Raw genomic sequence first — 22,591 nt, 5'->3', positions numbered from 1 at the left:
GGTGGGCGGCGAGCCGCCGGGTGCGGTTGGCGGTGAGGACGCCGATCAGCTCGCCGCCCCGGTGGTAGGTGACCTCCAGACGCCGGCCGGGCACGTCGTACTCCACCGTCCGCGCCTCGTCGGCGAGGTGCGGCAGGCCCAGCGAGCGGAAGCGGACCCCGTACTGGTCGGACCAGAACGAGGGCACCGCGGCGGGGAGTCCGGGCAGCTCGCCGTCCCCGGCCGGGTGCAGCAGGACCCGGGCGGCGACGGCGGCGTGCTCCACCGCGGCGCTCCAGTGCCCCAGGCGGAGCGTGCCCCGGGCCAGGGGGTGCGGACGGCGGGAGGCGTCGCCGACGGCGACGACGCCCGGTACCGCCGTGCCGTCCCCGGCGAGGGCGCGGCCGTACTCGTCGCAGACGACGGCGCCGTCCAGGAGCAGGCCGCTGCCGCGCAGCCAGGCCGTGTTGGGCACGTCGCCCAGGGCCGTCAGGACGACGGTGGCCGGGACGTGGGCGCCGTCCTCCAGGCGGGCGCCGGTGACACGGCCGGCGCCGGTGAAGGACCGGACCGTGGTACCGGTGCGCAGGTCGACACCCGCCTCGCGGTGCAGACGGGCGACGAAGCCCCCGGCTACCGTCCCGACGCCGCGCGCCATGGGCGCCTCCCCGGCCTCGACGAGGGTCACGGGCACGCCCAGCCCCGCCGCGGTGGCGGCGGCCTCGGAGCCGAGGAACCCGGCGCCGACGACGAGCAGCCGGGCGTCCTCGGCGGCCAGCTCCCGGCGCAGCGCGCGGGCGTCGTCGAGGGTGCGCAGGGTGTGGACGCCACCGGGTACCGGCGCGGGCCAGGGCCGGGCCGCGGCGCCGGTGGCGATCACGAGGGCGTCCCATTCCAGGCGGCCGCCGTCGGCGAGGACGAGCGTGCGCTCGGCCGGGTGCAGGGCGGTGGCGGCGGCGCCGGTGCGCAGCTCGATGTCCAGGCCGTCGGTGGACGGCAGGGCGATGTCGCCGATCTCCCTCTCCCCGGCCAGGAGTTGCTTGGACAGCGGGGGCCGGTCGTAGGGGGGATGGGGCTCGTCGCCGACGAGGGTCACCCGGCCGTCGTAGCCCCGCTCCCGCAGGGCGCGGGCGGTGGCGGTGCCCGCCAGGGAGGCGCCGACCACCACGATGTGGCGCGGGCCCGGGCGCGCGCTCACGCGCCGGACTCGGCGGTGTGGAGGGAGACGGCCCGGACCGGGCAGGACGCGGCGGCCTCCCGGACGGCGGCACGGACCTCCTCGTCCTCGGGGACCTCCCCGACGACGAGGAGGGTGTCGTCCTCGTCGAAGGAGAAGTGGTCGGGGGCGGCGAAGACGCACTGGCCGTGGCTCTCGCAGCGGTTCATGTCGACGTGGATGCGCATGGATGACTCCTGGTGGGGGCCGCGTCGTGCCGTGCCGCACCGGCGGTGGCGGCGGGGGACGCGGACGAAGGGCGGGAAGCGGGGGCGGACGGGGTGCCGGACGGGGCGTCAGGCGGCGCTCGGCGCCCCGGTCGCGGGCACGGGAGGGTTGAAGCGCGAGAGCGCGGGCGGGCTCCACCCGGCGGGCAGCGTGCCGGGGAGCTCGGCGACGCCGGTGACGGTGAACTCGACCACGCGGCCGGTGTCCGCGGGCGTGGGCACGGGACTCCCGGCGTCCTCGGCGCCCCAGACGATCCGCGCGGAGCCGGTGAGGTGGAGGGTGGCGCCGGTCGCGTAGTCCGGGACGACCAGGCCCGCCCTGGAATTGACCAGGAGGTTCCCCAGGGTCAGGAACATCGCGTTGCCCGTGTAGTCGGGCCAGCGGACGAGGGTGGGCGAGGGGGCCTGGAGGAAGCCCGGGTTGCCGCCGCGGTGGGATGCGTCGGCGCGGCCGTGCTCGTCCGCGGTGGCGATGAAGAAGGTGTCCGCGCCGGCGAGGAAGCGCCGCTGGCCGTCGTCGAGGCGGTCGCTCCCGCGGACCCGGGACAAAGGTGCGGCCGCCGGCGGCGGGCCGGGGTCGGCCGCCGGAGGGGTGCGCTTCTGGATGTACTTGGGGCAGTTGGCGACCACCTGGTCGAGGTCGACCAGGAGCCCGCCGCCATGCGGGCGCGCCGTGCCGTTCATCCGCATCCGCCGCCGGGTGGCGGCCTCGATGGCGAGCATCCCCAGGCGGACGGGACGCTCCAGGACGGCCGCCAGGGGGTCGGCCGGGGCCGGGCGGGCCGCGACGGACAGGCTGTGCTCGTCCTCGGCGCGAAGGAACCCCGCGGGGCCGGTGAGCACGGTGGCCCAGATGTCCCCGCGGTCGTCGGCGGCCCCGGCGACCAGCAGGCGCTGCTGGGTGAGGAAGGAGGCCGCGACGGGCGGCACGGTGTCGCGGATCGCGCGCCCGGAGACCTCGGCCTCCCGCCGGAGTCCGGCGCGCCGCTGGACCTCGCGCTCACCGTGGTGGTAGGGACCGCTCACTGTGGTCGCTCCTCGGGATGTGCGGTGGGACAAGGCGGGCGAGGGGTGGCCGGGCGGCCGCCGCCGGCCGGGGAGAGAGGGGCGGCGGCCCGGCCGTGTGGTGGCGGCTCAGAAGAAGCCGCAGGTGGGAGCGGAGGCGACGGGGGCCGCGGCGGTGTCGGCGCCGGTCGGGGCGTAGATCTCCAGCCGGATGCCGTCGGGGTCGGTGAAGAAGATCCCGCCGGAGGCGGCGCCCTCGCCGTGGGGGACGACGCCGTCGTACTTGAACCCGGCGCCCAGACCGCGCAGGACCTCCTCGGCCGAGCGCACCTCCTCGACCGTCTCCACCTGGAAGGACAGGTGGTGCAGGCCGGGCACGCCGGAGGCGAACGCGCCCTCGCTCTGCTGCCACAGGGTCACCATCAGACGGCCCTCGCGGCCGAGGAAGGCGAAGGCGCGGCCGGACTCGCGGCCCTCTCCCTGGACCTCGAACCCGAAGACCCTGCGGTAGAAGTCCAGCGAACGGTCCAGGTCGGTGACGTTCAGACCGATGTGCCCGGTCTGCAGGGCGGCGGGGGCGGCGGTTGCGGACATGACGGAATACCTCCAGCGCGGCGTCCGGGGCCATCCCGGACTAACCATTGATCGAAACTTTAATGGTTAGTCCCGGAGGGTGCAACTCCCTACAGGGCGATAGCCGGTTAGGGTGGGATGGCGAACAGCCGACGGAAGGAGCTCGTATGGGTGACGACGCGGGAGACACCGGTCCTCCGTCCGGGGCGCCCGGTCCCGACCCCAGACCACTCCTGGGCGAACCGCTCAGCCTGGACCTGCTCAACACCCGGTGGATCGACGGCGGGATCCGGCACGATCTGCTGGAGGACCTCGACGGATTCGGCGTGTGGCTGGCAGGCCGCGGCCTGCTGGAGGGGACCGGCGCCACACCGGCCGCCCTGACGGCCGCCCTGACGGCCCGTGAGGCGCTCCAGGCCGTCGTCGCCGACCCCGGCGACGGACGCGCCCGGGAGGGGCTCAACGCCGTCCTGGCGCGGGGACGCGTCCTGCGCAGCCTGGGACCCGAAGGCCCGGTCGAACGGGCCGAGACCGACGCCCCGGCCTGGCTGGCCGCCTGGCTGGCCGCCGACGACTACCTGCGCCTGGTGGGCACCGCCCCCGACCGCGTCCGGGCGTGCGCCAACGGCGAGTGCGTCCTGCACTTCTACGACGTCTCCAGGAACGGCACCCGCCGCTGGTGCTCCATGTCCGGCTGCGGCAACCGCGCCAAGGCCTCACGCCACTACGCGCGCACCCACCGCCGCGAGGCCCGGTAGCGGGCGGCCCGCACCGGGGACGCCCGGTGCGGGCCGCCGTGGACCGCCGCGGCCTTCCGGACCGGTCACATCCAGGCGGGCAGTGCGGGGACCTCGCCGCCGGAGCAGCGCAGCCCGTCGCCCCGGCCGCGGCCCGCCAGCCAGGCCGCGAGCGCGTGGGCGGGACCGTCCACCCGCACCGGGCGGCCGGAGCCGGCCCCCGCGGCGAGCCGCTGCCCGGTGTCCCGGGCGCGCAGTTCCAGGGGCGGGCAGTCCTCGCGGCCGGACCAGGCGGAGGCCAGGGAGTCCAGCAGGAACCGCGCCTCCTCCTCCGGCCAGTCGGCCGGGGAGTACCCGGCCGCCAGATCCACATGGTGGATCAGCACCTCGCGCAGCCGGTGCCCCGGCAGCGCGCGGGCCGGTATCCGGTCGCCGTCGCGCAGGACGACCTCGGCCGCCCACGCCCCGCCGTCCAGCCGCCGGGCGTGATCGACGAACCCGTCCCCGGAGCGGGCCAGGTCCGCCAGGTGCGCGGCGGCCGGACGGTGCGCGTCCCGCTCGATGTCGGCCTCACGGGCGCCGCCCCCGGCGTACATCGGGCGTGGGACGCCGGTCTGCGCCCAGGTGAGGAGGTTGCGCAGCCCGTCGGCGTTGCGCGCCACATGGGCGCAGACGTGGCCGCGGGTCCAGCCGGGCAGCGCCGAGGCCGCGGCCAGATCCGCGTCGCCGAGCGAGGCCACAGTGGCCCGCAGCCCCTCCTGCGCGGAGGCGACGCGTGCGATGAGGGCGGCGGTGCCGGCCGCGGTGGAAGTGTCCATGCTCTCTCCGTCGTGCTGAGGCTCGTGCCGAGAGGTCGTACCGGGATGCCCCGCCGGGCCGGACCGCGCGAGCGTGCCGGGGGCCGTCCGGCCCGCACCGAAGGACGGCGCGCGCCGGACGGCCCCCGGCTCACCCCGCCGCGGCCACCGCGCCGGGACGCTCCCGCCGGAAGTCGGCGGTCCCGGTGCGCTCGCGCAGTTCGGCCCGGCGGACCTTCCCCGAGGCGGTGCGCGGCAGCCGGTCGGCGAAGGTGATCAGATGCACCTGCTTCTGCGGGGGCAGCTCCCCGTCGAGATGTTCGAAGACGGCCCGCGCCATGGAGCGGTCGCCGCCGCGGGGGGCCGCGGGGACCACGAACGCCTTGGCCACCCACTGCCCGATCGGATGGGGGTGGGGTACGACGGCCGCGTCGGCGACAGCGGGGTGGGACAGCAGCACGCGTTCCAGCTCCAGCGGGGAGACGCGGTGGTCGAAGGACTTGAACATGTCGTCGGCCCGGCTGACGTAGCCGAAGCTCCCGTCCTCCGCCTCCACCACCAGGTCGCCGGTGTGGTAGAGGCCGCCGGCGAAGGCGGCCGCCGTGCGCCGCTCGTCGCCCGCGTACCCGGCCATCACACCGACGGGCCGGTCCGACAGGTCCACGCAGAGCTCGCCGGTCTCCCCCGGGGGCAGCCGGTCGCCCGTCTCGGGGTGGACGACGACGGCCCGGTAGCCGGGCATCGGCCAGCCCATGCGGCCGGGCACCGGGGTGCGTCCGGGCGGGGTGCCCAGCTGCCCGGTGGTCTCGGTCTGGCCGTAGCCGTCGCGGACGCCGATGCCCCAGGCATTTCGCACCGTGCGGAAGACCTCCGGGTCCAGCGGCTCCCCGGCGCTGGTGGCCTCGCGCAGCGCGGGCGGGCGTGGCCCGACGCCGTGCCGCACGAGCGCGCGCCACACGCTGGGCGGCGCGCAGAACGAGGTCACCCCCCGGCCGCGCAGCACCTCCAGGACGCGTCCGGGGCCGCTGTGCCCGGCCGTCAGGGCGACGATCTGGGCCTCGGCGTTCCAGGGGACGAAGAAGGAGCTCCAGGCGTGCTTGGCCCAGCCCGGCGCCGAGATGTTGAGGTGGATGTCGCCGGGCCGCAGGCCGTTCCAGTACATGCCCGAGAGATGGCCCACGGGGTAGCTCAGGTGGGTGTGGACGACCATCTTCGGCAGGGAGGTCGTGCCCGAGGTGAAGTAGCAGAACAGCGGGTCGCCGGCGGGGGTCGCGGCATCCGGCCGGAAGTCCTCCGGAGCGGAGCGGGAGTGCCGGTAGCCGGTCCAGCCCGCGGGCTCGCCGCCCACCGCGATCCCGCTCCACCGCCCGGGCAGGCCCTCGAACCGGGGGGCCAGGGCGGCCTCCGCCACCACGTGCCGGATCCCGGCACGGTCGATGCGGTCGGCGAGTTCGGCCGGCGAGGCCGTGACGTAGGTGGGCACCACCACCGCGCCGAGCTTGATCGAGGCCAGCACCGTCTCCCACAGGGCGGGCCGGTTGTCCAGCACCACCAGCACCGGATCGCCGCGGCGCACGCCCTGCCCGCGCAGCCAGTTGGCCACCTGGTCCGAGCGCCGGGAGAGCCGCGCGAAGGACAGCTCGGCGTCCTCCCCCTCGCCGACCACCCGCAGGGCGGGGCGGTGGTTGTCCCGCGCCATCGGGTCGAACCAGTCCAGTGCCCAGTTGAAGGTCTCCGGCCGGGGCCAGATGAACTCCCGGCGGGCGGAATCCAGGTCCTCCCGGTGCCGCAGGAGGGTGTCGCGGGCCCGCTTGAACAGCAGCCCCGGCGCGCTGAACGTCACGCCCGCCCCCCTTCGGCCGGTGCGCCCGAGGCGGCGCCGACCAGCGCCCGTCCGGCGGGCCCCTCCTCCGACCGGTCCTGCGGCCGGTCCTGCGGCTGGTCTTGCGGCCGGCCGCAGGCGAGCAGGTCCGCGGCGATGGCGTCGGCGTCCCGGTGGAACAGGGTGCGCATCCCCGGGCGGCTGCTGCCGACCTGGGTGAACCAGCGGGTGTGCTCGGTGGGGATGCCCAGCGCGTACAGGTCGGTGCGGGCCCGCCCGCCGGCGTCCACGACGTGGAACGGGGCGCGGGTGACGGCCAGTCCGCCGGACTCGAACCGTTCCCCGTGGACGGAGTCCTCGACCACGTACTCCGAGAGCAGCCCGTCGGCCAGCAGCCCCCGGATCAGGGGGGAGGTGTCACGGCGCAGGTGGGGGACGGGGATGCGGGCGTCGATCAGCACCCGCGCGATCCGGGCGGAGCCGGGCACCCGCGGGGAGGCGACGCGGAAGCCGCCGGCCTCCTCGTCGGCGGTGTAGGTGGTGGCCGGACCGGCGACCTCGACGACACCGGCCTCGATGAGCGCCACCAGCTGCCGGACCCGGTACCGGGGAGGCCCGGCCGACAGCAGGGCGTTGACCGGCAGGAAGCGGCGCAGGAACGCGTCCTGGTGGGAGGAGGGGCGCAGCCCCCCGTAGTCGACCGCCTCCCGGATCGTGTTGCGGATGTCGCGCAGGACGTCAAGAGCGGCCTTGAGCGGGCCCTCGCCGTTGCCCAGGTCGGCCTCGGACAGGTCCCACCGCATGACGTCCAGGAGTTCGGCGCGGAAGGCCTGCGGATCGCGAAAGTGCCGGTCGCCGAAGGGGCGGGCCAGTTTCCGCAGGTCCAGGGCGGGGACCTCGCCGAGTCCCGCCTCGCGCAGCAGCCCGGCCGGGTCGCCGCCGGTCAGCAGCACGGAGACGTGGCGCTCGGCGAACCTCTCGCCCGCCTCCTTCCCCTCGCGGGCGGTGACATGGGCCGTCCAGTAGACGTGGTCGAGCTCCCGCAGCAGCAGGGGCAGCACATCCTCGTCGAAGTCCAGGCGGGGGCTGCCGGTCTCCGCCAGGCGCCGCTTGCGGGCCTGCTCGACGGCGTGCGGGGTGAGGAAGAGCGCGCGGTGGCTGTGGTGGGGCTCCTTCTGGTTCCTTCCGCGCGCCGGGATCGGCAGCCCGCTGCGGGAGCCGGCGACGATGTGCGGCTCGCGTCCGCTGGGCTCGTAGCGCATGGAGCCGTCGGGCAGGGTGGTGAAGGCGCCGCCGCGGCCGAGGGTGAGGGCGACCATCACGTCGTAGAAGGACAGCCCCATGCCCAGGACGCCGACGGTCGTGCCCGGCGGGATGGTGGCCGGGTCCAGGTCGAGGTCGGCGGCGGAATCGCCGCACAGGTAGTGGACGCCGGGGCGGCCGGCGGCGAAGCCGAGCATCTCCCGCTCGAAGCCGTCGGGCTCGTTGCGGGGGTGCCCGGTGGTCAGGACGAGCCGGTCGACCCCGAGCGGCGCGGGGTCGCCCTCGCGCTCCAGCTCGTATCCTCCCCCGGGGCGCGGGCGCACCCTCACGATCCGGTCGTGCACCGGGATCAGCTCGGCCTCCCCGGGCAGGTGCCCGGCGATCGTGTCGTAGACCGAGCGCAGGTACTGCCCGTAGCGCAGCCGGGAGGCGTAGTCGTTGGGCCCGAGGGGCTCCTCGCCGTGGGTGCGGGCGCGCTCGGCTATCCACTGGCCCAGGCTGGGGCCCGCGCCGGGCCGGGCGGGGCCGCCGTCGGGCTCCCCGGAGTACATGGTCACCTGGCCGACCACGGTGTTCATGGTGAACCAGTCCCGCTGGTCGGTGCGCCACACCCGGCCGGCCCCGACCTCCACCGCGTCGATGGCGTAGACGCGCAGCCTCCGGCGCGGTGCGGGCTCCTCCCGCAGCCGGACGGCGAGACGCTCCAGCACGGACAGTCCGCGCGGGCCGGTGCCGATCACCGCGACGGTGAGCGGTTGCGGATCGTCGTTGGAAAGTCTGGTCACTGTTCTCACTTCGCTTCCTGTCGGGTCCGGCCCGCGGCCGGCAGGGGGTCGCGCGACGCCGAGGGGTCCAGCGCCGCACGGTCGAAGGTGTTCCGAACGTGCGAGAGCATCCCGAGCAGTTCCTCGGCGCCGACCGACGCCGCCGCGCCGCCGGGCACGTCCCGGACGGGCATGCGGCCGGCCGACGACCACCGCAGCCGGCCGCGCCGGTCGATGTGGCTGCGGGCGAGCTGGGCGTTGTCGGCGTGCAGGCAGTAGGGGACGTCGAGGTAACCGCGGGCGAACGCGGCCGGGAGCGCGCGGTCGATGTCGGGGTGGAGTTCCAGGACGGCCTCCACCATGTCCCTTGCCTCACCCAGGAGTTGCTCCGCCTCGCCCTCCTCGGGCCGGTCGGCCGGGGACGCGGTCGCGGTGCGGGCCGCATCCGCGGCCGCCTCCAGGGCATGGACGTTGTCCTCGACGGTGGGGATGCGGTGCGCCTCGGCCGGCGTCTTGACGATGAGCCGCTCGGTGCCGGTGAGCGCGGCCAGGCGCGCACTCTCGCGCAGCAGGGCCAGGGCGCCGGGGACGGTGTTGGGGAAGACGCCCATGTAGGTGTAGAGCACCACGTGCCAGTCGGTGTCCCCCAGATGCTCCCCGGCCAGCCGGCGCAGCGCGGCCAGCGCCGCCACGTCCTGGGGGAAGCTGGTCTGCTGGGCGTAGCTGAGCGAGACGCTGCGCAGGCCGTGACTGCGGAAGAAGATCCCCTCCAGCACGGACAGGGCCACCAGCAGACTTGGCGGGCACAGCTGCCCGAGCATGCAGCCGCCGAAGCTCTCCAGGTGCGCGCCGGGCACCCGCTCGGCCAGGACCTCGCAGCTGCGGGCCCAGGCTTCGACTGCCTCGGCCAGCGGAGTGCGGCTGTAGGGCAGGCAGTAGGAGACCGGCCCGCCCTCGGTGGCGTCGAGGCCGGCGTCGATCAGTGCGCGGACGATACCCAGGGGCAGCGGGGAGCCGTGGCGCACCTGAATCGCGAAGTCCCCGGCGCCGGCCGCCGTGATCATCTCGCGGGTCACCGGGCCCCCGTGGGCGACGATGGGGAAGCCGTTGAGGTCCTCGCCCCTCTCCAGGGCCCGCGCGGCGGAGGCGTGGTCGCCGACCCGGGTGTAGCTGTCCAGGGTGATGGTGCCCACCGTGCGGGCGCGGGCGCCGCGGACGGCGGCGAGGCCGGAACCCATCTGCTCCACGGTCGGGAACCCCATGCGCGGCTGGACCACCAGCTCACCGGCCGAGTGCGCCGCGGTCACCGCGGCGGCGAACGAGCCGGTGGGGCCGGTACGCCCGACGGCTGCGCTCACAGGACGAGGGCCGCGGGGGCCGGTCCGCGCAGGGTGCGGGCGTCGGGCGCGGCGAGGTAGCGGCGGAACTCGCCGATGCTCACGGAGTCCTCGAAGACCGCGTCGAAGCCCGCCTCGACCAGGCCCCGGACGTGGCTGCCGCCCTCGGCCCCGCGGGTGCCGAGCTTGCCCCCGATGACCACGGGCAGGCCGGCCAGGTCGGGCTCGGCGCGCAGCCGGGCGATGAGGCGGCGGCCGTCGAGGTGCCCGTGCCCGTTGACGCTGCTGATGACCACCATGTCGGGGCGGTGGCGCCGGCACTCGGCGATCAGGAGGTCGTCCGGGACGCAGGCGCCGATGTTGGTGACGCGGTGGCCGTACTCCTCGATCAGGAGCTGGAGGAAGACCAGGTTCCAGGTGTGGGAGTCGGAGGAGACGCTGGATACCAGCACCCGGCGGGGGCCGGCGGTGCCCGGAAGCGGCTCCGGGGTGATCACCGTGGGGGCGGCAGCGGACATGATGTGCGTATCTCCCGTGGTGAGACGTGGCGTGGTGGACGTGCGGTGCGCCGGGTGCGGCGTGGCGCGCCGGAGCGGGGCCCGGGGCGGGGTGCGGGGCGGGGTGCGGGCCCCGGTCCGCAGGGCTCATCAGGCCTGCGCGGCGACCTTGTCGGAGATCTGGTCGGAGACGGGCCGGATGGGCCGGTCCGGGGTGCGGGCCGCGGCCGGCCGCGTGCGGATGGCCAGCACGGTGCAGCCCTCCCGGCTGGACATCTGGTGCCGGGTGCCCGGGGCCTCGACGACCAGGTCGCCCTTGGTGTACGAGGGGCCGTCGCTGTGGTCGAGGACGCCGTCGAGGACGAGCATCAGCTCGTAGCCCAGGTGCTCGTGGAAGTCGCCGTGGGCGCCGGGCGGGAAACGCAGGATCAGGCCGACGGAGTCCTCGCCCTTCTTCTCGTCGGGGGCCCACAGAACGTGGTGCTCGACGCCGGCCCGCCCGGGTTCCTTCCAGGGCACCCATGAGAGGTCGGTGAGTTCGAAACCGCTGCGGAAGACATTGGGGATGAATTCGATGTCGGACATCTTTTCCTCTTGTTCGGGTAGGGGCGTGAGACTTCCCGGGGATCTCCCGAGATGAGTTTCCATGCCGGGAGAAAACCTTCGAACACGAGGCTATCTGCGCTGTGCGGCTCTATCGGGAGAGCTGTCGATTTCCGGTATCGAGGTTTCCGATATCTCTTTTTGCGCGTTATCCGGGAGACATCCGGAGCGGAAGTGGCCGGCGCCTTGCCGGGGGACGGAACGCACGGAAGGAGAGGCCGCCCGGCCCCTTCCGGGCGCCGGGCGGTGGGAACGCGGTGGACGGCGGGCGGATCAGACCAGGACCGGACCGGCGGACGGGCCGGGCGCGTCCGCCGCCGCGCCGCCAGCCCGGCGGGCCAGGCTCAGGAAGGCCGAGACGGCGGGGGAGAGCCAGCCGCTGTCCGGCAGCAGAGCCTGCACGTGCATCACGGTGCCGGGCAGGGAGTCGACCGGCGCCGGGCCCTCCGGCGCCGAACCACAGTCGGCCGCCGCCCGCGGGACCATGGCGACCCCCAGCCCGGCGCCCGCCAGACCGAGGGCGCCGCGGGTGGAACCGGTCTCCATGAGGGCCGGTGCCTCTCCCCGCACCGCCGTCAGGTAATGCGGCAGGACCTGCTGGGAGGGGCAGTCGGGGTCCACCACCAGGACCCGGTCCGGCAGGGGGGGATCGCCCGCGAGGGAGCCGACCGGACCGACGGGGACGAAGGGGACGGAGAAGAGCGCCTCGCGCAGTACGCCGCCCGCCGCCGCGGCCTTCCCCTCCCCGGCGGCGCGGGTGAAGGTCAGCCCCACGTCCACGCTTCCGGAGGCCACGGCGGCCTCCACGTCGCCGGTGCTCATCACCTTCAGGGAGAGACTGACGCGGGGGTACCGGTAGCGGCTCTGCCTGACGATCTCCTGCAGTTCGTATTCCATGAGGGGGGCGGTCGCCCCGACCACGACCCGTCCGGTCGGCTCGCCCTTGTTCTTGAGAGCGACGGACATCTCGTCCATGACGCTTAATATACGCCCGACATACACGCGGAACGTCTCACCGGCGGCTGTGAGACGAACGCCGTGCGGTAGGCGGTGGAAGAGCGGCGATCCGACCCTGTTCTCCAGGGACCTCACATGGGCTGTCACACTCGACTGGGAGTATCCGAGATTCTTGGCGGTTTTCGTGAGGCTGCCGGTCCTGGCCACTTCCCAGAAGGTCCTGAGCTGGTATGCGGAAAAATCCATGCGAAATCCCCCAGGCGGTGCTCTCTGACGGCCCGCGCGGTCGCAGGGAGGGCACCGGCTCCGGTCGGCGTGATGGCCGGCCGTCCCGGCGGCCGTCCCCGTGTTCCCGCGGCCGCCCACCGGCCGCCGCGCCGACCGTTCCCTGTCCCCGGCCCGATACCTCGCCTCCGTGAAGCGAACCCGTGATCGATGTTGGTCTGTGCCTGCGCAGCACGTGAAACGCTAGCATCACGGTCAGACCATTAGGAGATGACAGTGGCAAAAACACCTGTCACGGACGGTAGTCGAAGAGCGCGGGCCGAGCCACTGCCCGTCGAGTTCGCCACCACCGTCTCCGCGGCCAGGGGACGCCTCGTGGAGGGCCTCGGGTCGCCCGCCGGGCCGGAGGCGTGGCTGCGACGCCACCGGGAGCTGTTCCCCGAGCCCGGGCCCCTGCGGGAGGAGGCACTCCGCGCCTGCGAACAGCGGCTCGCCCGCGCGCGTCCTGCGTGACGCCGTCCGGCGCCTGATCGCCGCGCGGGTCGACCGCAAGGCGCCCGGTCCATGGGACATCACGCACGTCAACCGTGCTTCCGGAATGAGTCAGTCCTGGCCCGTCCTGGTCCGGCGGGACGCCCGTGCGCCGGTGCGGACTCCCTGCGCACCGGGGACGCCGTCACCCACGCGCTGTCGCCGGTCGCCCGCGGCTCGGTGCTCCTGCTGTCCGGGGAACGGGGCGCGCTGCCGCGCGGCTGCCGGGTCCTGGGATGCGTGCCCTTCTTCTACCGCCACCACCCCCGCCGCGCGTGGTGCTCGAGCGGATGCGGCAACCGCGCACGGGTGGCCCAGAACCAGACGAGGCGGCGCGCCGGTGACGGAAAGTGACGAATAGTTGATCCGTGCGTGGCCGGAAATGGCAATGAAGGGGTAAAAATTCATTAGCCGACAACGTCGGCCGAACGTCGCGGACACCTTCGCGACCCCCATCGGAATGGCCGATCGCAAGAGCGGTTCGCGGCTCCAAGCCGGTGGGTCAGCAGTACGAGCACGCCATCATCGTCCAGCAGACCCCGCGGCCCCACGACGCCTCGTACCAGACCTCCCGGCTGTTCGCCCTGCTGTCGATGAGCCTGGCGGACGCGGCGATCTCGGTGCGGGAGTCGAAGTACCACACGGGCCTGTGGCGTCCGGAGACGGCGATCAGGCTCGCCGGCACCGACGGCAACGCCCTGACCGTCGCCGCCCGGACTGGAAGCCGCTGTCGGCCACCGCGGCCGGCACGCACTTCCCGCTGTCCTTACCGCCCTACTCCTCGGGCCACTCGGGCATCGCGGCGGTCTGGGCGGGCATCCTCCAGGACTGCTTCGGCACCGAGCAGGTCTCCTTCACCGACACCGCCGACGCCCCGAACGCCGTCGGCGTCACCCGCGGCTTCACCAGCCTGAGCCAGGCCTCGCAGGAGAAGGCCGACAGCCGCCTGTACGCCGGTGTCCATTTCCGCATGGACAACGACGCCGCGCCGGCGCAGGGCTACCGGGTGGCCGACTACGTCTACGCCGACGCCCTGAAGTGAACCGCGACTTCCTGGGGTGATCCGCCCGGCCGGGGGTCAGACCCGCCGCTGCCTGTGGTGGCGGGCCACCCGCACCCGGTTGCCGCACCCCGGGGTGCACCACTCCCGGCGCCGGTGGGCCTTGACGAAGTACAGGATGCAGCCCGGGGCCGCGCAGGCGCGCACGTCGTGCCGTCCCGGACCCGCCAGCAGCTCCACGCCGGACACGGCCACCGCGCCGAGCAGGACCATCAGGGGGTCGGACTCGACCCAGCGCACCACCGGGCCGTCCGCCGTCCCGTCCCCGATCTCGGGCCAGCTCACGGCGAGCCTCGCGGCCCGGTTCACCACGGCGACCGGCCACTCGCCGTAGGGCTCCCGGGCGACGCAGGCGCGGCTCAGTTCCCTCAGCGCCTCGCGCAGCTGCCGGAACTCCTCCAGGTGGAGGGCGGTCGCCGGGTCCGCCGCCGGCCGGGCCCGCTCCGGGGGGAGCGCCCGCGCCTGCTCCCGCAGCCAGAGGTCCAGATCGGCCGGGACGGCCAGCGCGTCCACCAGGCTGCCGCGCAGCCCGCCCTGGATGAACGTGGTGTTCACCAGGTCCAGCGCCAGGGGCTCGCCGCTCAGAGGGGGCCGGGGCCTCTCGCCGCTCTCCGTCTTCGCCACCCCTCTCGCCGATCCGGGTTGTCGCCTCGCTGACGATAATGCCATACTCCCGAGCTAATGGATTACATGCGAATCCATCCATTACCAATGGAAAATCATTCGGAGGTCCTCGTGACAGCAGAACCGTCCGTCGGCACCGCCCCCGCTCCGGCCGCGACCGCCGCCACCGCCCGGCTGATCAGCCGGGCGCCGGCCCGTCCGTCCGCGCTCACCGTCACCGTGGCCACCGCCGGCTCGGTCGCCGGACTTGTCCTGCTGGTGGCCATCGGCGCCTGGCTGGACCAGGTCTGGCTGATCCCCCCGCTCGCGGCCAGCTCCGCCCTGGTCTTCGGAGCCCCTGCCCTGCCCCTGGCCCAGCCGCGCAGCGTCGTCGGCGGGCAACTGCTCTCCGCGCTCACCGGGTTCGCCGTCCTGGCGGTGGCCGGAAGCTCCGCGTGGGGGGCCGGGGTCGCGGGCGGTCTCGCGCTCGGCGTGATGATGCTGGCCCGCACGCCCCACTCGCCCGCCGCCGCCACCGCCGTGATCGTCGTGGCCCAGTCGCCCGACCCGCTGGTCTTCCTGCCGCTGCTGGCCGCCGCGTCCTCGCTCCTGGTCGCCGTCGGCGTCGCCACCGGCAGGCTGCGCGCCGCCACCCGCTACCCCACCTACTGGTGGGGGGGGGGGGGGGGGGCCCCCCCCTCTCGCTATGTCCAGGATGTGAGATTTGGCACCGCGGTGCGCCCTGTCCTCCGGGGGCGCACCAGATGACCTCACGCGGTCCGCGCCGCGGGAGACCCCGGGCGGCTGGGCCGGCGCGCGGCGCGCACCACCCCTTCCGGTGCTCGCCGGGGCCCTCGCGTGCGTGCCCGCCGCGCGGGTGGTACGGAAGGACGGGGGGTGGGGTACGCCCCCCGCCGCGCGTGGCGGGGCCCGTCAGCCGCGTGCCGCCTCCAGGGCCGTGCGCAGCCGGCCGCCGGACTCCCTCAGCAGGCGCTCGGCCGTGGGACCGTCCACCTCGCCCAGGATGGTGAGGATGGCGTTCTTCACCTCACCGCCGGTGGCCGCGAGCGCGGACTCGATCCGCTCGTCGCTCGCCCCCGTGGCCAGCGAGACGATGCGGCGTGAGCGGGCCCGCAGCTTCTCGTTCGAGGCGCGCACGTCGACCATAAGGTTCCCGTACGTCTTGCCCAGCCGGATCATGGTGATGGTCGAGATCATGTTGAGGACCAGCTTCTGGGCCGTGCCCGCCTTGAGCCGGGAGGAGCCGGTGATCAGCTCCGGGCCCACGACGACCTCGATGCCGTGGTCGGCCGCCGCCGCCAGCGGCGAGCCGGAGTTGCAGGACAGTCCGACCGTCAGCGCCCCGAGCCGCCGCGCGTGCTCGACCGCGCCGACGGTGTACGGGGTACGCCCGGAGGCGGAGACGCCGACCACCACGTCGTCGGGGCCCAGCTCCAGGTCGTCGAGGTCGGCCGCGGCGAGGTCGGGGCGGTCCTCGGCGCCCTCGGCGGCGCTGACCAGCGCGTCCGGGCCGCCCGCGATCACCCCGACGACCTGGGACGGGTCGGTGTCGAAGGTGGGCGGGCACTCGCTGGCGTCCAGTACACCCAGCCGTCCTGCCGTCCCCGCCCCCGCGTAGACCAGCCGCCCGCCGCGCGCCATCCGCTCGGCGGCGGCGTCGATGGCGGCGGCGATGCGCGGGAGCTGGGAGGCGACGGCGGTGGGCACGGTGGCGTCCTCCGCGTTCATGACTCCGGCGATCTCCAGGGTGGGGAGCCGGTCGATCTCGGACAGGTCGCTGCGGAACGCCTCGGTGGTGAGCGTTTCCAGCTCGGCGCGCAGTCGGCCGTACGCGCCGTCCGGGTCCTGGGGGACGCGGGGATCGCGGGGGGTGCCGCCGGGATCACGGCCGGGATCGCCGGGTCCGTGGCCGGCGGCGGTCGGGGAGGAGGTCATGACGGTGCGGCTCTTTCCGTTCTTCCGTTCTTCCGGATGCCGGTTCCGGCCGGTCACCGGTGCCGGCGCCGGACGCGGGTGCGGGCGCGGGGATCGGGCGGCGCTGTCCGGGTACGGGCAGCGGGTGCGGGGTCAGCGCTGCCGGGGCGAGTGGCGGTGGGCAAGTGCCTCGTAGGAGGCCGACAGGGCGGGGGCGGCGGTCTCGTAGGTGCGCTGTGCCACGCCGATGAACAGGCAGTCCACGACCAGCAGCTGGCTGGTCCGGCTGGACATGGCCGCCGGGCGCAGTTCGCTCTCGCGCGCCGTGGAGGTGGTCAGCACGTGGTCGGCGTACTGGGCTATCTCCCCGTCCGGGCGCCCGGTGACGGCCACGGTGGTGGCTCCGTGGTCGAAGGCGGCACGCAGCGGTTCGATCACGTCCACCGTACGGCCGGAGTGGGTCACCGCCAGGGCGACGTCGCCGGCGCGCAGCTGCACGGCGCCGGTGACGGCCAGGTGCGGATCGGCGTGGGTGTGGGCGACCAGGCCGATCCGCAGCAGCTTCTGCGCCAGGTCCTGGGCGACCAGGGCGGAGGCTCCGACGCCGTAGAGGTCGATCCGGCGAGCGGTGGCCATGGCGTGCGCGGCCGCCTCGACCTGGCCGGGGTCCAGCCCGGCGGCGGTGTCGGCCAGGGTCTGCCGCTCGTCGTGGGCGAGCTTGGCTATGACCTCCTCGATGGGATCGTCCACGGCGATGTCCGCGGTCACCGACGGGGAGGCGCCGGATGCCTGCTGCGCGGCGAGCCCGGCCAGCGCCAGCCGCAGATCGCGGTAGCCGGGGTAGCCCAGCAGCCGCGAGGTCCGTACGACGGTGGCCTCGCTGGTGCCGGTGCGCTCGGCGAGGCCGGTGACGGTGAGCCGCGCGCATCCGGCGGGATCACCGGCGACGGCCTCGGCGACGCGCTGCATGGAGCGGGTCATCGAGGGGGCCATGGTGCGCACCTTGGCCACGAGGGCGGCGGGCTCCGGGAGGCCGGGGCGGCGGCCCGGAGCGGTGTCGCGGACCGGGTCGGCGAAACTTTCCTTCATGTTCTTGGCCACATAGTGGAAGATATTTTCGCCGGAAGGGGTCGTCAAGACGTCCGCCGCCCTCGCGGCCGTCTGCTCCAATGGAGGGGCTATGACTGAGCAGCAGCCCCCTTCCCCCGGCCCCGATCCCCGAGAACCCGGCTCCGACGGCCTCGAACGGGCCCTCCACACCGGCCGGGCGTTCGTCCTGGCCGACCTCGCCGCCTGCGGCATCACCGAGGCCGAGGTCGTCTCACTGGTCGAGGAGGCGGTCTCCCACCGCCGCTGGTGGGTCGGGCAGTGGCCCGAGGGCGCCCCCTTCGTTCCCGGCCTGATCGCCCAGGACGTCCAGGACGCCCTGCTGGACCGCCGGGGCCGCTGGCCGGGCTGCCCGCTGTGCGGCGGCGAGGAGGAGCACGCCCTCGACGTCGAACCCGAGCTCGGCCCGGACCCGCACTGGGTGTGCGGCCGGACGGCGACGGCGGTGGCGCCCGTCGGTGAGCTGGGAAGCGCCCGGTGACGGTCTACATCGACCCGCCCGAGTGGCCGGGGCACGGGACGCTGTGGTCGCACCTGGTCAGCGATGTCTCCTACGAGGAGCTGCACGCGTTCGCCGCCGTCCTCGGCTGCCCGCGCCGGGCCTTCGACCGCGACCACTACGACGTACCCGCCCACCGCCACGGGCGGGCGGTGGGGCTCGGCGCGGTCGAGGTGGGCGGCAAGGAGCTGCTGCGGCGGCTGACGGAGGCGGGCCTGCGGCGGCGCAGGCCTCCGCGCCGGGCGGTCACGGTGCGCTGAGCTGTTCCGGCACCTCCGGCCCGTCCGCGGTGGTGGGCTCCTCACGGGAGGCGGGGACGCCGAGGGCCAGTACGGCGGTGTCGTCGTCCACACCCTCGCCCAGCCCATCCAGCAGGGCGCCGACGGCGGCGACGGCGTCCGCGGCGCTCGCCGGGGCCAGCCCGGCCGCGAAGTCGAGCAGGGCCTCCTCGCCGTAGCGCCCTCCTTCCCGTTCCCGGCGGCGGCCGTCGGCGTGGACGGTGCGGGCCTCGGTCAGCCCGTCGGTGTACAGCAGCAGGGTGTCGCCGGGGGCCAGGCGCACGGTGGTGGCGGTGAAGTGGGCGTCCGGCAGCACCCCGACCAGCTGGCCTCCGGGGGTGTGCAGGTACCCGGCGGTGCCGTCGGCGCGCATCAGGAGGGCCGGGGGGTGGCCTCCGGCGGCGATGGTGAGCTCGCAGCCGTGCCCGCCCGGGGTGAGCAGACCGTGGACGACGGTGCAGAAGCGCGGGTCCTCGCCGTGGTTCTCGTGCTCCAGGACGGTGTTGAGGTTGGCCAGCACCCTGATCGGGTCGGGGTTGGAGGCGCTCGCGGCGCGCAGGGAGTAGCGGGCGAGCGAGGTGACGGCCGCCGCCGCGGCGCCCTTGCCGGACACGTCGCCGAGGAAGAACCCCCAGCGCCCGCCGGAGACGGGGAAGAGGTCGTAGAAGTCGCCGCCGACCTCGTCGGCCGAGGCGGTGTGGTAGTGCGCGGCCAGTTCGGTGCCGGGGATGTCGGGCAGGGCGGGCGGGAGCAGGCTGCGCTGGAGGGTGGTGGCCAGCTGCTGGACGCGTTCGCGTTCGCGGTCGGCCTCCTGCCGGGCGCGCAGCAGCTCGGTCTCGTACGCGCGGCGGTCGCGGGCCTCGAAGACGGAGGTGCGCACCAGAGCCGGCCGCCGTCCCGCGCCCTCTCCCCCCGAGCCCTCCCGCACCGTGGCGGCGATCAGCACCGGCAGCCGTCCGCCGTCGGCGGTCCTCATCTCCAGCGCGATCCCGCCGATGCGACCCCGCATCCGCAGCAGCGGGGCGAAATGGGTCTCGTAGTAGATCCTGCCGCCGACGGTGAGCAGTTCGGAGAAGGTGCGGCGGCCGACCAGCTCCTCGCGGCGGTAGCCGAGCCACTCCAGCAGGGTGGCGTTGACCTTGACGATTCTGCCGCCTGGGAGGGCGGAGAGCTGGCCGCACGGTGCGTTCTCGTACAGATCCTCCGGGTCGTCCTCCGGGTCCGGGTCCGCGCGGGAGGTCACCGGGCCCTCGCGAAGGAGGTGATGGCCTCGGCCGTCGGGCCGGGGGCGCTCAGCTGCGGGCAGTGCCCGTGGGCGTCCAGGGTGACCAGGGTGCTTCCGGCGATCTCGTCCCGGACGAACGCGCCCACCTCGCGCGGGGCCAGGGTGTCGTGGGCGCACTCGATCACCAGCGTCGGCACGGCCACCCCGGCCAGGTCCTCGCGGTTGTCGGACAGGAAGGTGGTGCGGGCGAAGACGCGGGCCATGCGCGGATCGGTGCGGCAGAAGCTGTCGGTCAGCTCCTCGCCCAGCTCGGGCCGGTCCGGATTGCCCATGATCACCGGCGCCATCACCGATGACCAGCCCAGGTAGTTGCTCTCCAGCGACTCCAGCAGTTCGTCGATGTCGGCCCGGCTGAACCCGCCCCGGTACTCGCCGTCGTCGATGTAGGAGGGGGAGGGGGTGAGCAGCACCAGTTTGGCGAAGCGCTCCGGCTCGCGCAGCACCGCCAGCACCCCGATCATGGCGCTGACCGAGTGCCCCACGAACACCACGTCCCGCAGCTCCATGGCGTGGCAGATCTCCAGCACGTCCCGCGCGTACCCCTCCAGGGAGGAGTAGCGCTCCTCGTTCCAGGCGGAGGGGTCCGAGCGACCGGAGCCCACGTGGTCGAAGAGCACCACCCGGAACTCCTCCGCCAGCGTGGCCGCCACCAGGCGCCACAGGTTCTGGTCGCAGCCGAACCCGTGCGCCAGCATCACCACCGGTCCGTCCTCCCGGCCGGTGACGGTGACGTTGTTCCTCCTGCGCACGTCCATCTCACATGTCCTTTCCATTCGCACCCGGCGTTCCGGCGGCCGCGGGGCCGGGCGCGGATGGACCGCGGGTGCACTGGCCACCGAGGTTAGTCCGGTACCCCGAACGGGGCGTGTCAGAGCGGTCCGGCGGTACGCCGGTGCCACCGCGCGGCGGCCACCGTCGCGCCGACGGCCGCGGCGGCCAGCAGCGCGCTGACCCAGGAGACGCCGGTGTAGCCCCAGCCGGCGGTTATCACCAGTCCGCCGATCCAGGGGCCGAGGGTGTTGCCGATGTTGAACGCCGAGGTGGCCGTCGCGCCCGCCAGGGTGGGGGCGGCGCCCGCCACCTCGAACATCCGGGCGTTGACGGCGGGGGCGGTGAAGAACGAGGTCACCCCCAGCCCCAGCGCCAGCCCGACGGCCGCCGCCGGCAGGTGCGCGGTGAGCGCCAGCAGCGCCAGTACGGCGGTGGTGGCGGCCAGGCCGGCGTACATGGCGCCGAACAGGTGCGCGTCACCGACCCGGCCGCCGAGCGCGGCGCCGATCAGCGCGCCGACCCCGTACAGCGCCAGCACGGTCGGTACCCAGCCCTCGCCCAGGCCGGCGGTGTCGGTGAGCAGCGGGGAGAGGTAGGAGAAGAGACAGAAGGTGGCGGCGGCGTTGAGCGCGGTGATCACCAGCGCCAGCCACACCTGGCCGTCGCGGTAGATCCGCAGTTCACGGCGGAGTACGGGGCGGTCCGCGCCGGTGGGCGGCCGGGTGGGCGGCACCAGTGTCAGTACCCCGGCCACCGCGACCGCCGCCAGGAGTGCCACCGCCCAGAAGGCGGCCCGCCAGCCGGCGTGCTGCCCCAGGAGCGCCCCGGCCGGCACCCCCAGGACGTTGGCGACGCTCAGCCCGCCGATCATCACCGCCATCGCCTTCGCCTTCGCGCCCGCCGGGGCCAGCGACACGGCCACGGCGGCGCCCACCGCCCAGAACCCGGCGCACGCCAGCGCGCTCACCACCCGCGAGGCGAACAGCACCTCGTACGTCGGCGCGAGCGCCCCGGCCACCTGGCCGGCCCCGAAGACGGCCAGCAGCGACACCAGCGTGGTTCGGCGGGGCAGCCGCAGCGTCGCGCCGGCCAGCACCGGGGCGCCGACCACCATGCCGATCGCGAAGGCGGACACCAGCAGCCCGGCCTGCGGAATGGTGACCGACATGTCGCGGGCGATCGGCTGGAGCAGCCCGGCGATCATGAACTCCGAGGTGCCGAGCGCGAACACGGACAGACCCAGGATGTGGACGGCCAGGGGCATACGGGGGCGCCCCGTACGTGGCGGGACGCCCTCGGACGATGATGTGTCGAGTGGTGGCACGTCCGGGCCCAACATCATCACCGGAGAGAACATTCCTGGTCGGAGACCCTGCCGTCGGCCCGTTCGCCGGAAGGCCGGGGAGCCGGACGGCCCGCGCCGCCGCTCCGCCCGGTGCCGCGCGACATCGTTCCGGCCCGGGCGCGGCTCACGCGGAGAGCAGGCCGATCCGGTCCAGGACGGCGACCAGGTGATCGGTGGTGTGGTAGCGGCGGTGGGGCTCGGTCCAGCGCGCCAGGAGGTCGTCGGCGTAGGCGTACGGGGAGGAGGTGCCGGCAGGGAGGGCCGCCTCCGGGCGGCGCAGGGCGAGGAGGGTCCGGGTCCAGCGCTCGCGCAGCCCGTCGTGGGCCGGATGGCGGGTCTTCCGCATGACCATGGCGCAATTGTGTGCCCCGTCTTCACGGCGTGTCCCGCGATGTGGCAGGCTCCACTATATGTCTAGACCAATCCTCGAAGTGATCGCCCTCGACGCCCAGGACGCGATCGCCGCGCAGACCGGAGGGGCGGACCGTCTCGAACTGGTCGGCGACATGGCCGCGGACGGCCTCACACCCGCCCGGGAGACCTTCGCCGCCGTCCGCTGCGCCACCGGTCTGCCGGTGCGGGTGATGCTGCGCGCGGCGGGCGGATTCGCGGCGGGCGGCGAGGCGGCGCTGGAGGAACTGTGTGAGCGGGCGCGCGGCCTGCGCGAGGAGGGCGCGGAGGAGTTCGTGCTCGGCTTCCTCGACGAGACCGGGCAGCCCGACCTCGCCGCGATCGGCGCGCTCCTCGACGCCGTCCCCGGCTGCCGCTGGACCTTCCACCGCGCCATCGACCACTGCGCCGACCGCGCCGGGCTGCGCAAGCGGCTCGACGGACACCCCGGTCTGGACGCCTACCTCACCGCGGGCTCGGCGGACGGCGTGACGGCGGGCCTCGCCGTCCTGTGCGCCGAGGCGGCCCGTACGGCGGCCGGGGAGCCCGGCTACCTCCCGCTGCTGATGGCCGGCGGCGGCCTGGGTCTCGGCCACGTCCCGGCCCTGCGCGCCGCGGGCGTGACCGCCTTCCACATCGGCGGCGCGGCCCGCCCCGGCGGCTGGGACACCCCGGTCTCCCCGGACGCGGTGCGCACCTGGCGCGAGACGCTGGACGGCTGACCGGACGGGCCCCGGTCCCCGTACGCGGGGGGGGGGGGGGGGGGGGGGGGGGGGGGGGGGGGG

Annotated in this window: 27 protein-coding genes and 2 pseudogenes; 9 read left to right on the top strand and 20 right to left on the bottom strand. The window is 74.8% G+C overall.

From position 1 onward, the window contains the following. The 4 genes from LJ221_RS07995 to LJ221_RS07980 form a co-directional block, all read right to left on the bottom strand. Positions 1 to 1,177, bottom strand: a 1,177-nt coding sequence (locus LJ221_RS07995) for an NAD(P)/FAD-dependent oxidoreductase (protein ID WP_241714968.1), incomplete at its 3' end; no start/stop codon positions are given. Then, positions 1,174 to 1,383 (bottom strand): ferredoxin, encoded by a 210-nt coding sequence (locus LJ221_RS07990; protein WP_241714965.1) that lies wholly within the window; start codon positions 1,381 to 1,383, stop codon positions 1,174 to 1,176. The genes LJ221_RS07995 and LJ221_RS07990, both read right to left, overlap by 4 nt. 108 nt (positions 1,384 to 1,491) lie before the next feature. After that, positions 1,492 to 2,448 (bottom strand): pyridoxamine 5'-phosphate oxidase family protein, encoded by a 957-nt coding sequence (locus LJ221_RS07985; protein ID WP_241714963.1) that lies wholly within the window; start codon positions 2,446 to 2,448, stop codon positions 1,492 to 1,494. Positions 2,449 to 2,556: 108 nt separating this feature from the next. Then, on the bottom strand, positions 2,557 to 3,021 hold the full coding sequence (locus tag LJ221_RS07980) for a VOC family protein (RefSeq protein WP_241714961.1): 465 nt from the start codon (positions 3,019 to 3,021) through the stop codon (positions 2,557 to 2,559). A gap of 146 nt (positions 3,022 to 3,167) precedes the next feature. On the opposite strand from LJ221_RS07980, the gene LJ221_RS07975 reads away from it, so the two are divergent. Beyond that, complete coding sequence (locus tag LJ221_RS07975) at positions 3,168 to 3,758, top strand: CGNR zinc finger domain-containing protein (RefSeq protein ID WP_241714959.1); 591 nt, start codon at positions 3,168 to 3,170, stop codon at positions 3,756 to 3,758. A gap of 65 nt (positions 3,759 to 3,823) precedes the next feature. Here the strand turns inward: LJ221_RS07975 and LJ221_RS07970 are convergent, their stop codons facing one another. The 8 genes and pseudogenes from LJ221_RS07970 to LJ221_RS23905 all read right to left on the bottom strand — a co-directional run. Further along, positions 3,824 to 4,555 (bottom strand): maleylpyruvate isomerase family mycothiol-dependent enzyme, encoded by a 732-nt coding sequence (locus LJ221_RS07970; protein WP_241714957.1) that lies wholly within the window; start codon positions 4,553 to 4,555, stop codon positions 3,824 to 3,826. Between the two features lie 130 nt (positions 4,556 to 4,685). After that, positions 4,686 to 6,377 (bottom strand): AMP-binding protein, encoded by a 1,692-nt coding sequence (locus tag LJ221_RS07965; protein ID WP_241714956.1) that lies wholly within the window; start codon positions 6,375 to 6,377, stop codon positions 4,686 to 4,688. Then, positions 6,374 to 8,404, bottom strand: a complete 2,031-nt coding sequence (locus LJ221_RS07960; protein ID WP_241714955.1) for an FAD/NAD(P)-binding protein — start codon at positions 8,402 to 8,404, stop codon at positions 6,374 to 6,376. The genes LJ221_RS07965 and LJ221_RS07960 overlap by 4 nt, the downstream gene beginning before the upstream one ends. Positions 8,405 to 8,409: 5 nt before the next feature. Beyond that, on the bottom strand, positions 8,410 to 9,741 hold the full coding sequence (locus LJ221_RS07955; RefSeq protein ID WP_241714954.1) for a methylaspartate mutase: 1,332 nt from the start codon (positions 9,739 to 9,741) through the stop codon (positions 8,410 to 8,412). Beyond that, positions 9,738 to 10,238, bottom strand: coding sequence for a cobalamin B12-binding domain-containing protein (locus LJ221_RS07950; RefSeq protein ID WP_241714953.1), 501 nt, complete (start codon positions 10,236 to 10,238; stop codon positions 9,738 to 9,740). Before LJ221_RS07950 ends, LJ221_RS07955 begins: the two co-directional genes overlap by 4 nt. A gap of 129 nt (positions 10,239 to 10,367) precedes the next feature. Next, the gene (locus LJ221_RS07945; RefSeq protein ID WP_241714952.1) at positions 10,368 to 10,802 is read right to left on the bottom strand and encodes a cupin domain-containing protein; all 435 of its coding nucleotides are present in this window, start codon (positions 10,800 to 10,802) and stop codon (positions 10,368 to 10,370) included. A gap of 291 nt (positions 10,803 to 11,093) precedes the next feature. After that, positions 11,094 to 11,795 carry a LysR substrate-binding domain-containing protein gene (locus LJ221_RS07940; protein WP_241714951.1) on the bottom strand — a complete coding sequence of 234 codons (702 nt, stop codon included), beginning with the start codon at positions 11,793 to 11,795 and terminating at the stop codon, positions 11,094 to 11,096. A 48-nt stretch (positions 11,796 to 11,843) separates the two neighbouring features. Further along, a pseudogene (locus LJ221_RS23905) lies at positions 11,844 to 12,023 on the bottom strand (LysR family transcriptional regulator); the annotation flags it as partial. Positions 12,024 to 12,278: 255 nt separating this feature from the next. Here LJ221_RS23905 and LJ221_RS07935 point away from each other — a divergent pair. From LJ221_RS07935 to LJ221_RS23895, 3 genes and pseudogenes are all read left to right on the top strand, one after another. Continuing rightward, positions 12,279 to 12,515 carry a hypothetical protein gene (locus LJ221_RS07935; RefSeq protein WP_241714950.1) on the top strand — a complete coding sequence of 79 codons (237 nt, stop codon included), beginning with the start codon at positions 12,279 to 12,281 and terminating at the stop codon, positions 12,513 to 12,515. Then, positions 12,508 to 12,651: pseudogene (locus LJ221_RS23900) on the top strand (ABATE domain-containing protein); the annotation flags it as partial. The gene LJ221_RS07935 and the pseudogene LJ221_RS23900, both read left to right, overlap by 8 nt. Positions 12,652 to 12,713: 62 nt before the next feature. Then, positions 12,714 to 12,887: a CGNR zinc finger domain-containing protein gene (locus LJ221_RS23895; RefSeq protein WP_374228404.1), complete on the top strand. Its 174-nt coding sequence runs from the start codon at positions 12,714 to 12,716 to the stop codon at positions 12,885 to 12,887. Positions 12,888 to 13,035: 148 nt separating this feature from the next. On the opposite strand, the gene LJ221_RS07930 is transcribed toward LJ221_RS23895, so the two are convergent. Further along, complete coding sequence (locus tag LJ221_RS07930) at positions 13,036 to 13,176, bottom strand: hypothetical protein (protein ID WP_241714949.1); 141 nt, start codon at positions 13,174 to 13,176, stop codon at positions 13,036 to 13,038. A gap of 6 nt (positions 13,177 to 13,182) precedes the next feature. On the opposite strand from LJ221_RS07930, the gene LJ221_RS07925 reads away from it, so the two are divergent. Then, positions 13,183 to 13,575: a hypothetical protein gene (locus tag LJ221_RS07925; RefSeq protein ID WP_241714947.1), complete on the top strand. Its 393-nt coding sequence runs from the start codon at positions 13,183 to 13,185 to the stop codon at positions 13,573 to 13,575. A gap of 36 nt (positions 13,576 to 13,611) precedes the next feature. On the opposite strand, the gene LJ221_RS07920 is transcribed toward LJ221_RS07925, so the two are convergent. Further along, entirely contained in the window at positions 13,612 to 14,217 is a 606-nt protein-coding gene (locus LJ221_RS07920; protein ID WP_241714944.1) for an ABATE domain-containing protein, read from the bottom strand. Positions 14,218 to 14,328: 111 nt separating this feature from the next. Between LJ221_RS07920 and LJ221_RS07915 the strand changes: the two genes are divergently transcribed. Then, positions 14,329 to 14,964, top strand: coding sequence for an HPP family protein (locus LJ221_RS07915; RefSeq protein ID WP_308314738.1), 636 nt, complete (start codon positions 14,329 to 14,331; stop codon positions 14,962 to 14,964). A gap of 165 nt (positions 14,965 to 15,129) precedes the next feature. Here LJ221_RS07915 and murQ read toward each other — a convergent pair whose 3' ends face one another. Continuing rightward, entirely contained in the window at positions 15,130 to 16,152 is a 1,023-nt protein-coding gene (gene murQ / locus LJ221_RS07910) for an N-acetylmuramic acid 6-phosphate etherase (RefSeq protein ID WP_241714943.1), read from the bottom strand. 132 nt (positions 16,153 to 16,284) lie between these two features. After that, complete coding sequence (locus LJ221_RS07905; protein WP_247719787.1) at positions 16,285 to 17,220, bottom strand: MurR/RpiR family transcriptional regulator; 936 nt, start codon at positions 17,218 to 17,220, stop codon at positions 16,285 to 16,287. A 91-nt stretch (positions 17,221 to 17,311) separates the two neighbouring features. Between LJ221_RS07905 and LJ221_RS07900 the strand changes: the two genes are divergently transcribed. Further along, positions 17,312 to 17,719 carry a hypothetical protein gene (locus LJ221_RS07900; protein ID WP_241714939.1) on the top strand — a complete coding sequence of 136 codons (408 nt, stop codon included), beginning with the start codon at positions 17,312 to 17,314 and terminating at the stop codon, positions 17,717 to 17,719. Beyond that, positions 17,716 to 17,997 (top strand): DUF4031 domain-containing protein, encoded by a 282-nt coding sequence (locus LJ221_RS07895; protein WP_241714937.1) that lies wholly within the window; start codon positions 17,716 to 17,718, stop codon positions 17,995 to 17,997. The genes LJ221_RS07900 and LJ221_RS07895 overlap by 4 nt, the downstream gene beginning before the upstream one ends. Here the strand turns inward: LJ221_RS07895 and LJ221_RS07890 are convergent. The 4 genes from LJ221_RS07890 to LJ221_RS07875 all read right to left on the bottom strand — a co-directional run bounded on the left by LJ221_RS07890 (position 17,984) and on the right by LJ221_RS07875 (position 21,768). Next, complete coding sequence (locus LJ221_RS07890; protein WP_241714935.1) at positions 17,984 to 19,258, bottom strand: PP2C family protein-serine/threonine phosphatase; 1,275 nt, start codon at positions 19,256 to 19,258, stop codon at positions 17,984 to 17,986. The two genes, LJ221_RS07895 and LJ221_RS07890, sit on opposite strands and share 14 nt — an antisense overlap. Further along, positions 19,255 to 20,055, bottom strand: a complete 801-nt coding sequence (locus tag LJ221_RS07885) for an alpha/beta fold hydrolase (RefSeq protein WP_241714933.1) — start codon at positions 20,053 to 20,055, stop codon at positions 19,255 to 19,257. Before LJ221_RS07885 ends, LJ221_RS07890 begins: the two co-directional genes overlap by 4 nt. Positions 20,056 to 20,168: 113 nt before the next feature. After that, a complete protein-coding gene (locus LJ221_RS07880) occupies positions 20,169 to 21,335 on the bottom strand; it encodes a Cmx/CmrA family chloramphenicol efflux MFS transporter (RefSeq protein WP_241714931.1) in 1,167 nt (388 codons plus the stop codon). A gap of 205 nt (positions 21,336 to 21,540) precedes the next feature. Beyond that, positions 21,541 to 21,768 carry a hypothetical protein gene (locus LJ221_RS07875; RefSeq protein ID WP_374228402.1) on the bottom strand — a complete coding sequence of 76 codons (228 nt, stop codon included), beginning with the start codon at positions 21,766 to 21,768 and terminating at the stop codon, positions 21,541 to 21,543. Between the two features lie 58 nt (positions 21,769 to 21,826). On the opposite strand from LJ221_RS07875, the gene LJ221_RS07870 reads away from it, so the two are divergent. Beyond that, complete coding sequence (locus LJ221_RS07870) at positions 21,827 to 22,528, top strand: copper homeostasis protein CutC (protein ID WP_241714930.1); 702 nt, start codon at positions 21,827 to 21,829, stop codon at positions 22,526 to 22,528. The last annotated feature ends 63 nt before the right edge of the window (positions 22,529 to 22,591 follow it).

The sequence above is a fragment of the Streptomyces sp. CNQ085 genome, assembly GCF_022614595.1.
Classification (GTDB): Bacteria; Actinomycetota; Actinomycetes; order Streptomycetales; family Streptomycetaceae; genus Streptomyces.
This window is presented reverse-complemented; position numbering and strand designations above follow the sequence as displayed.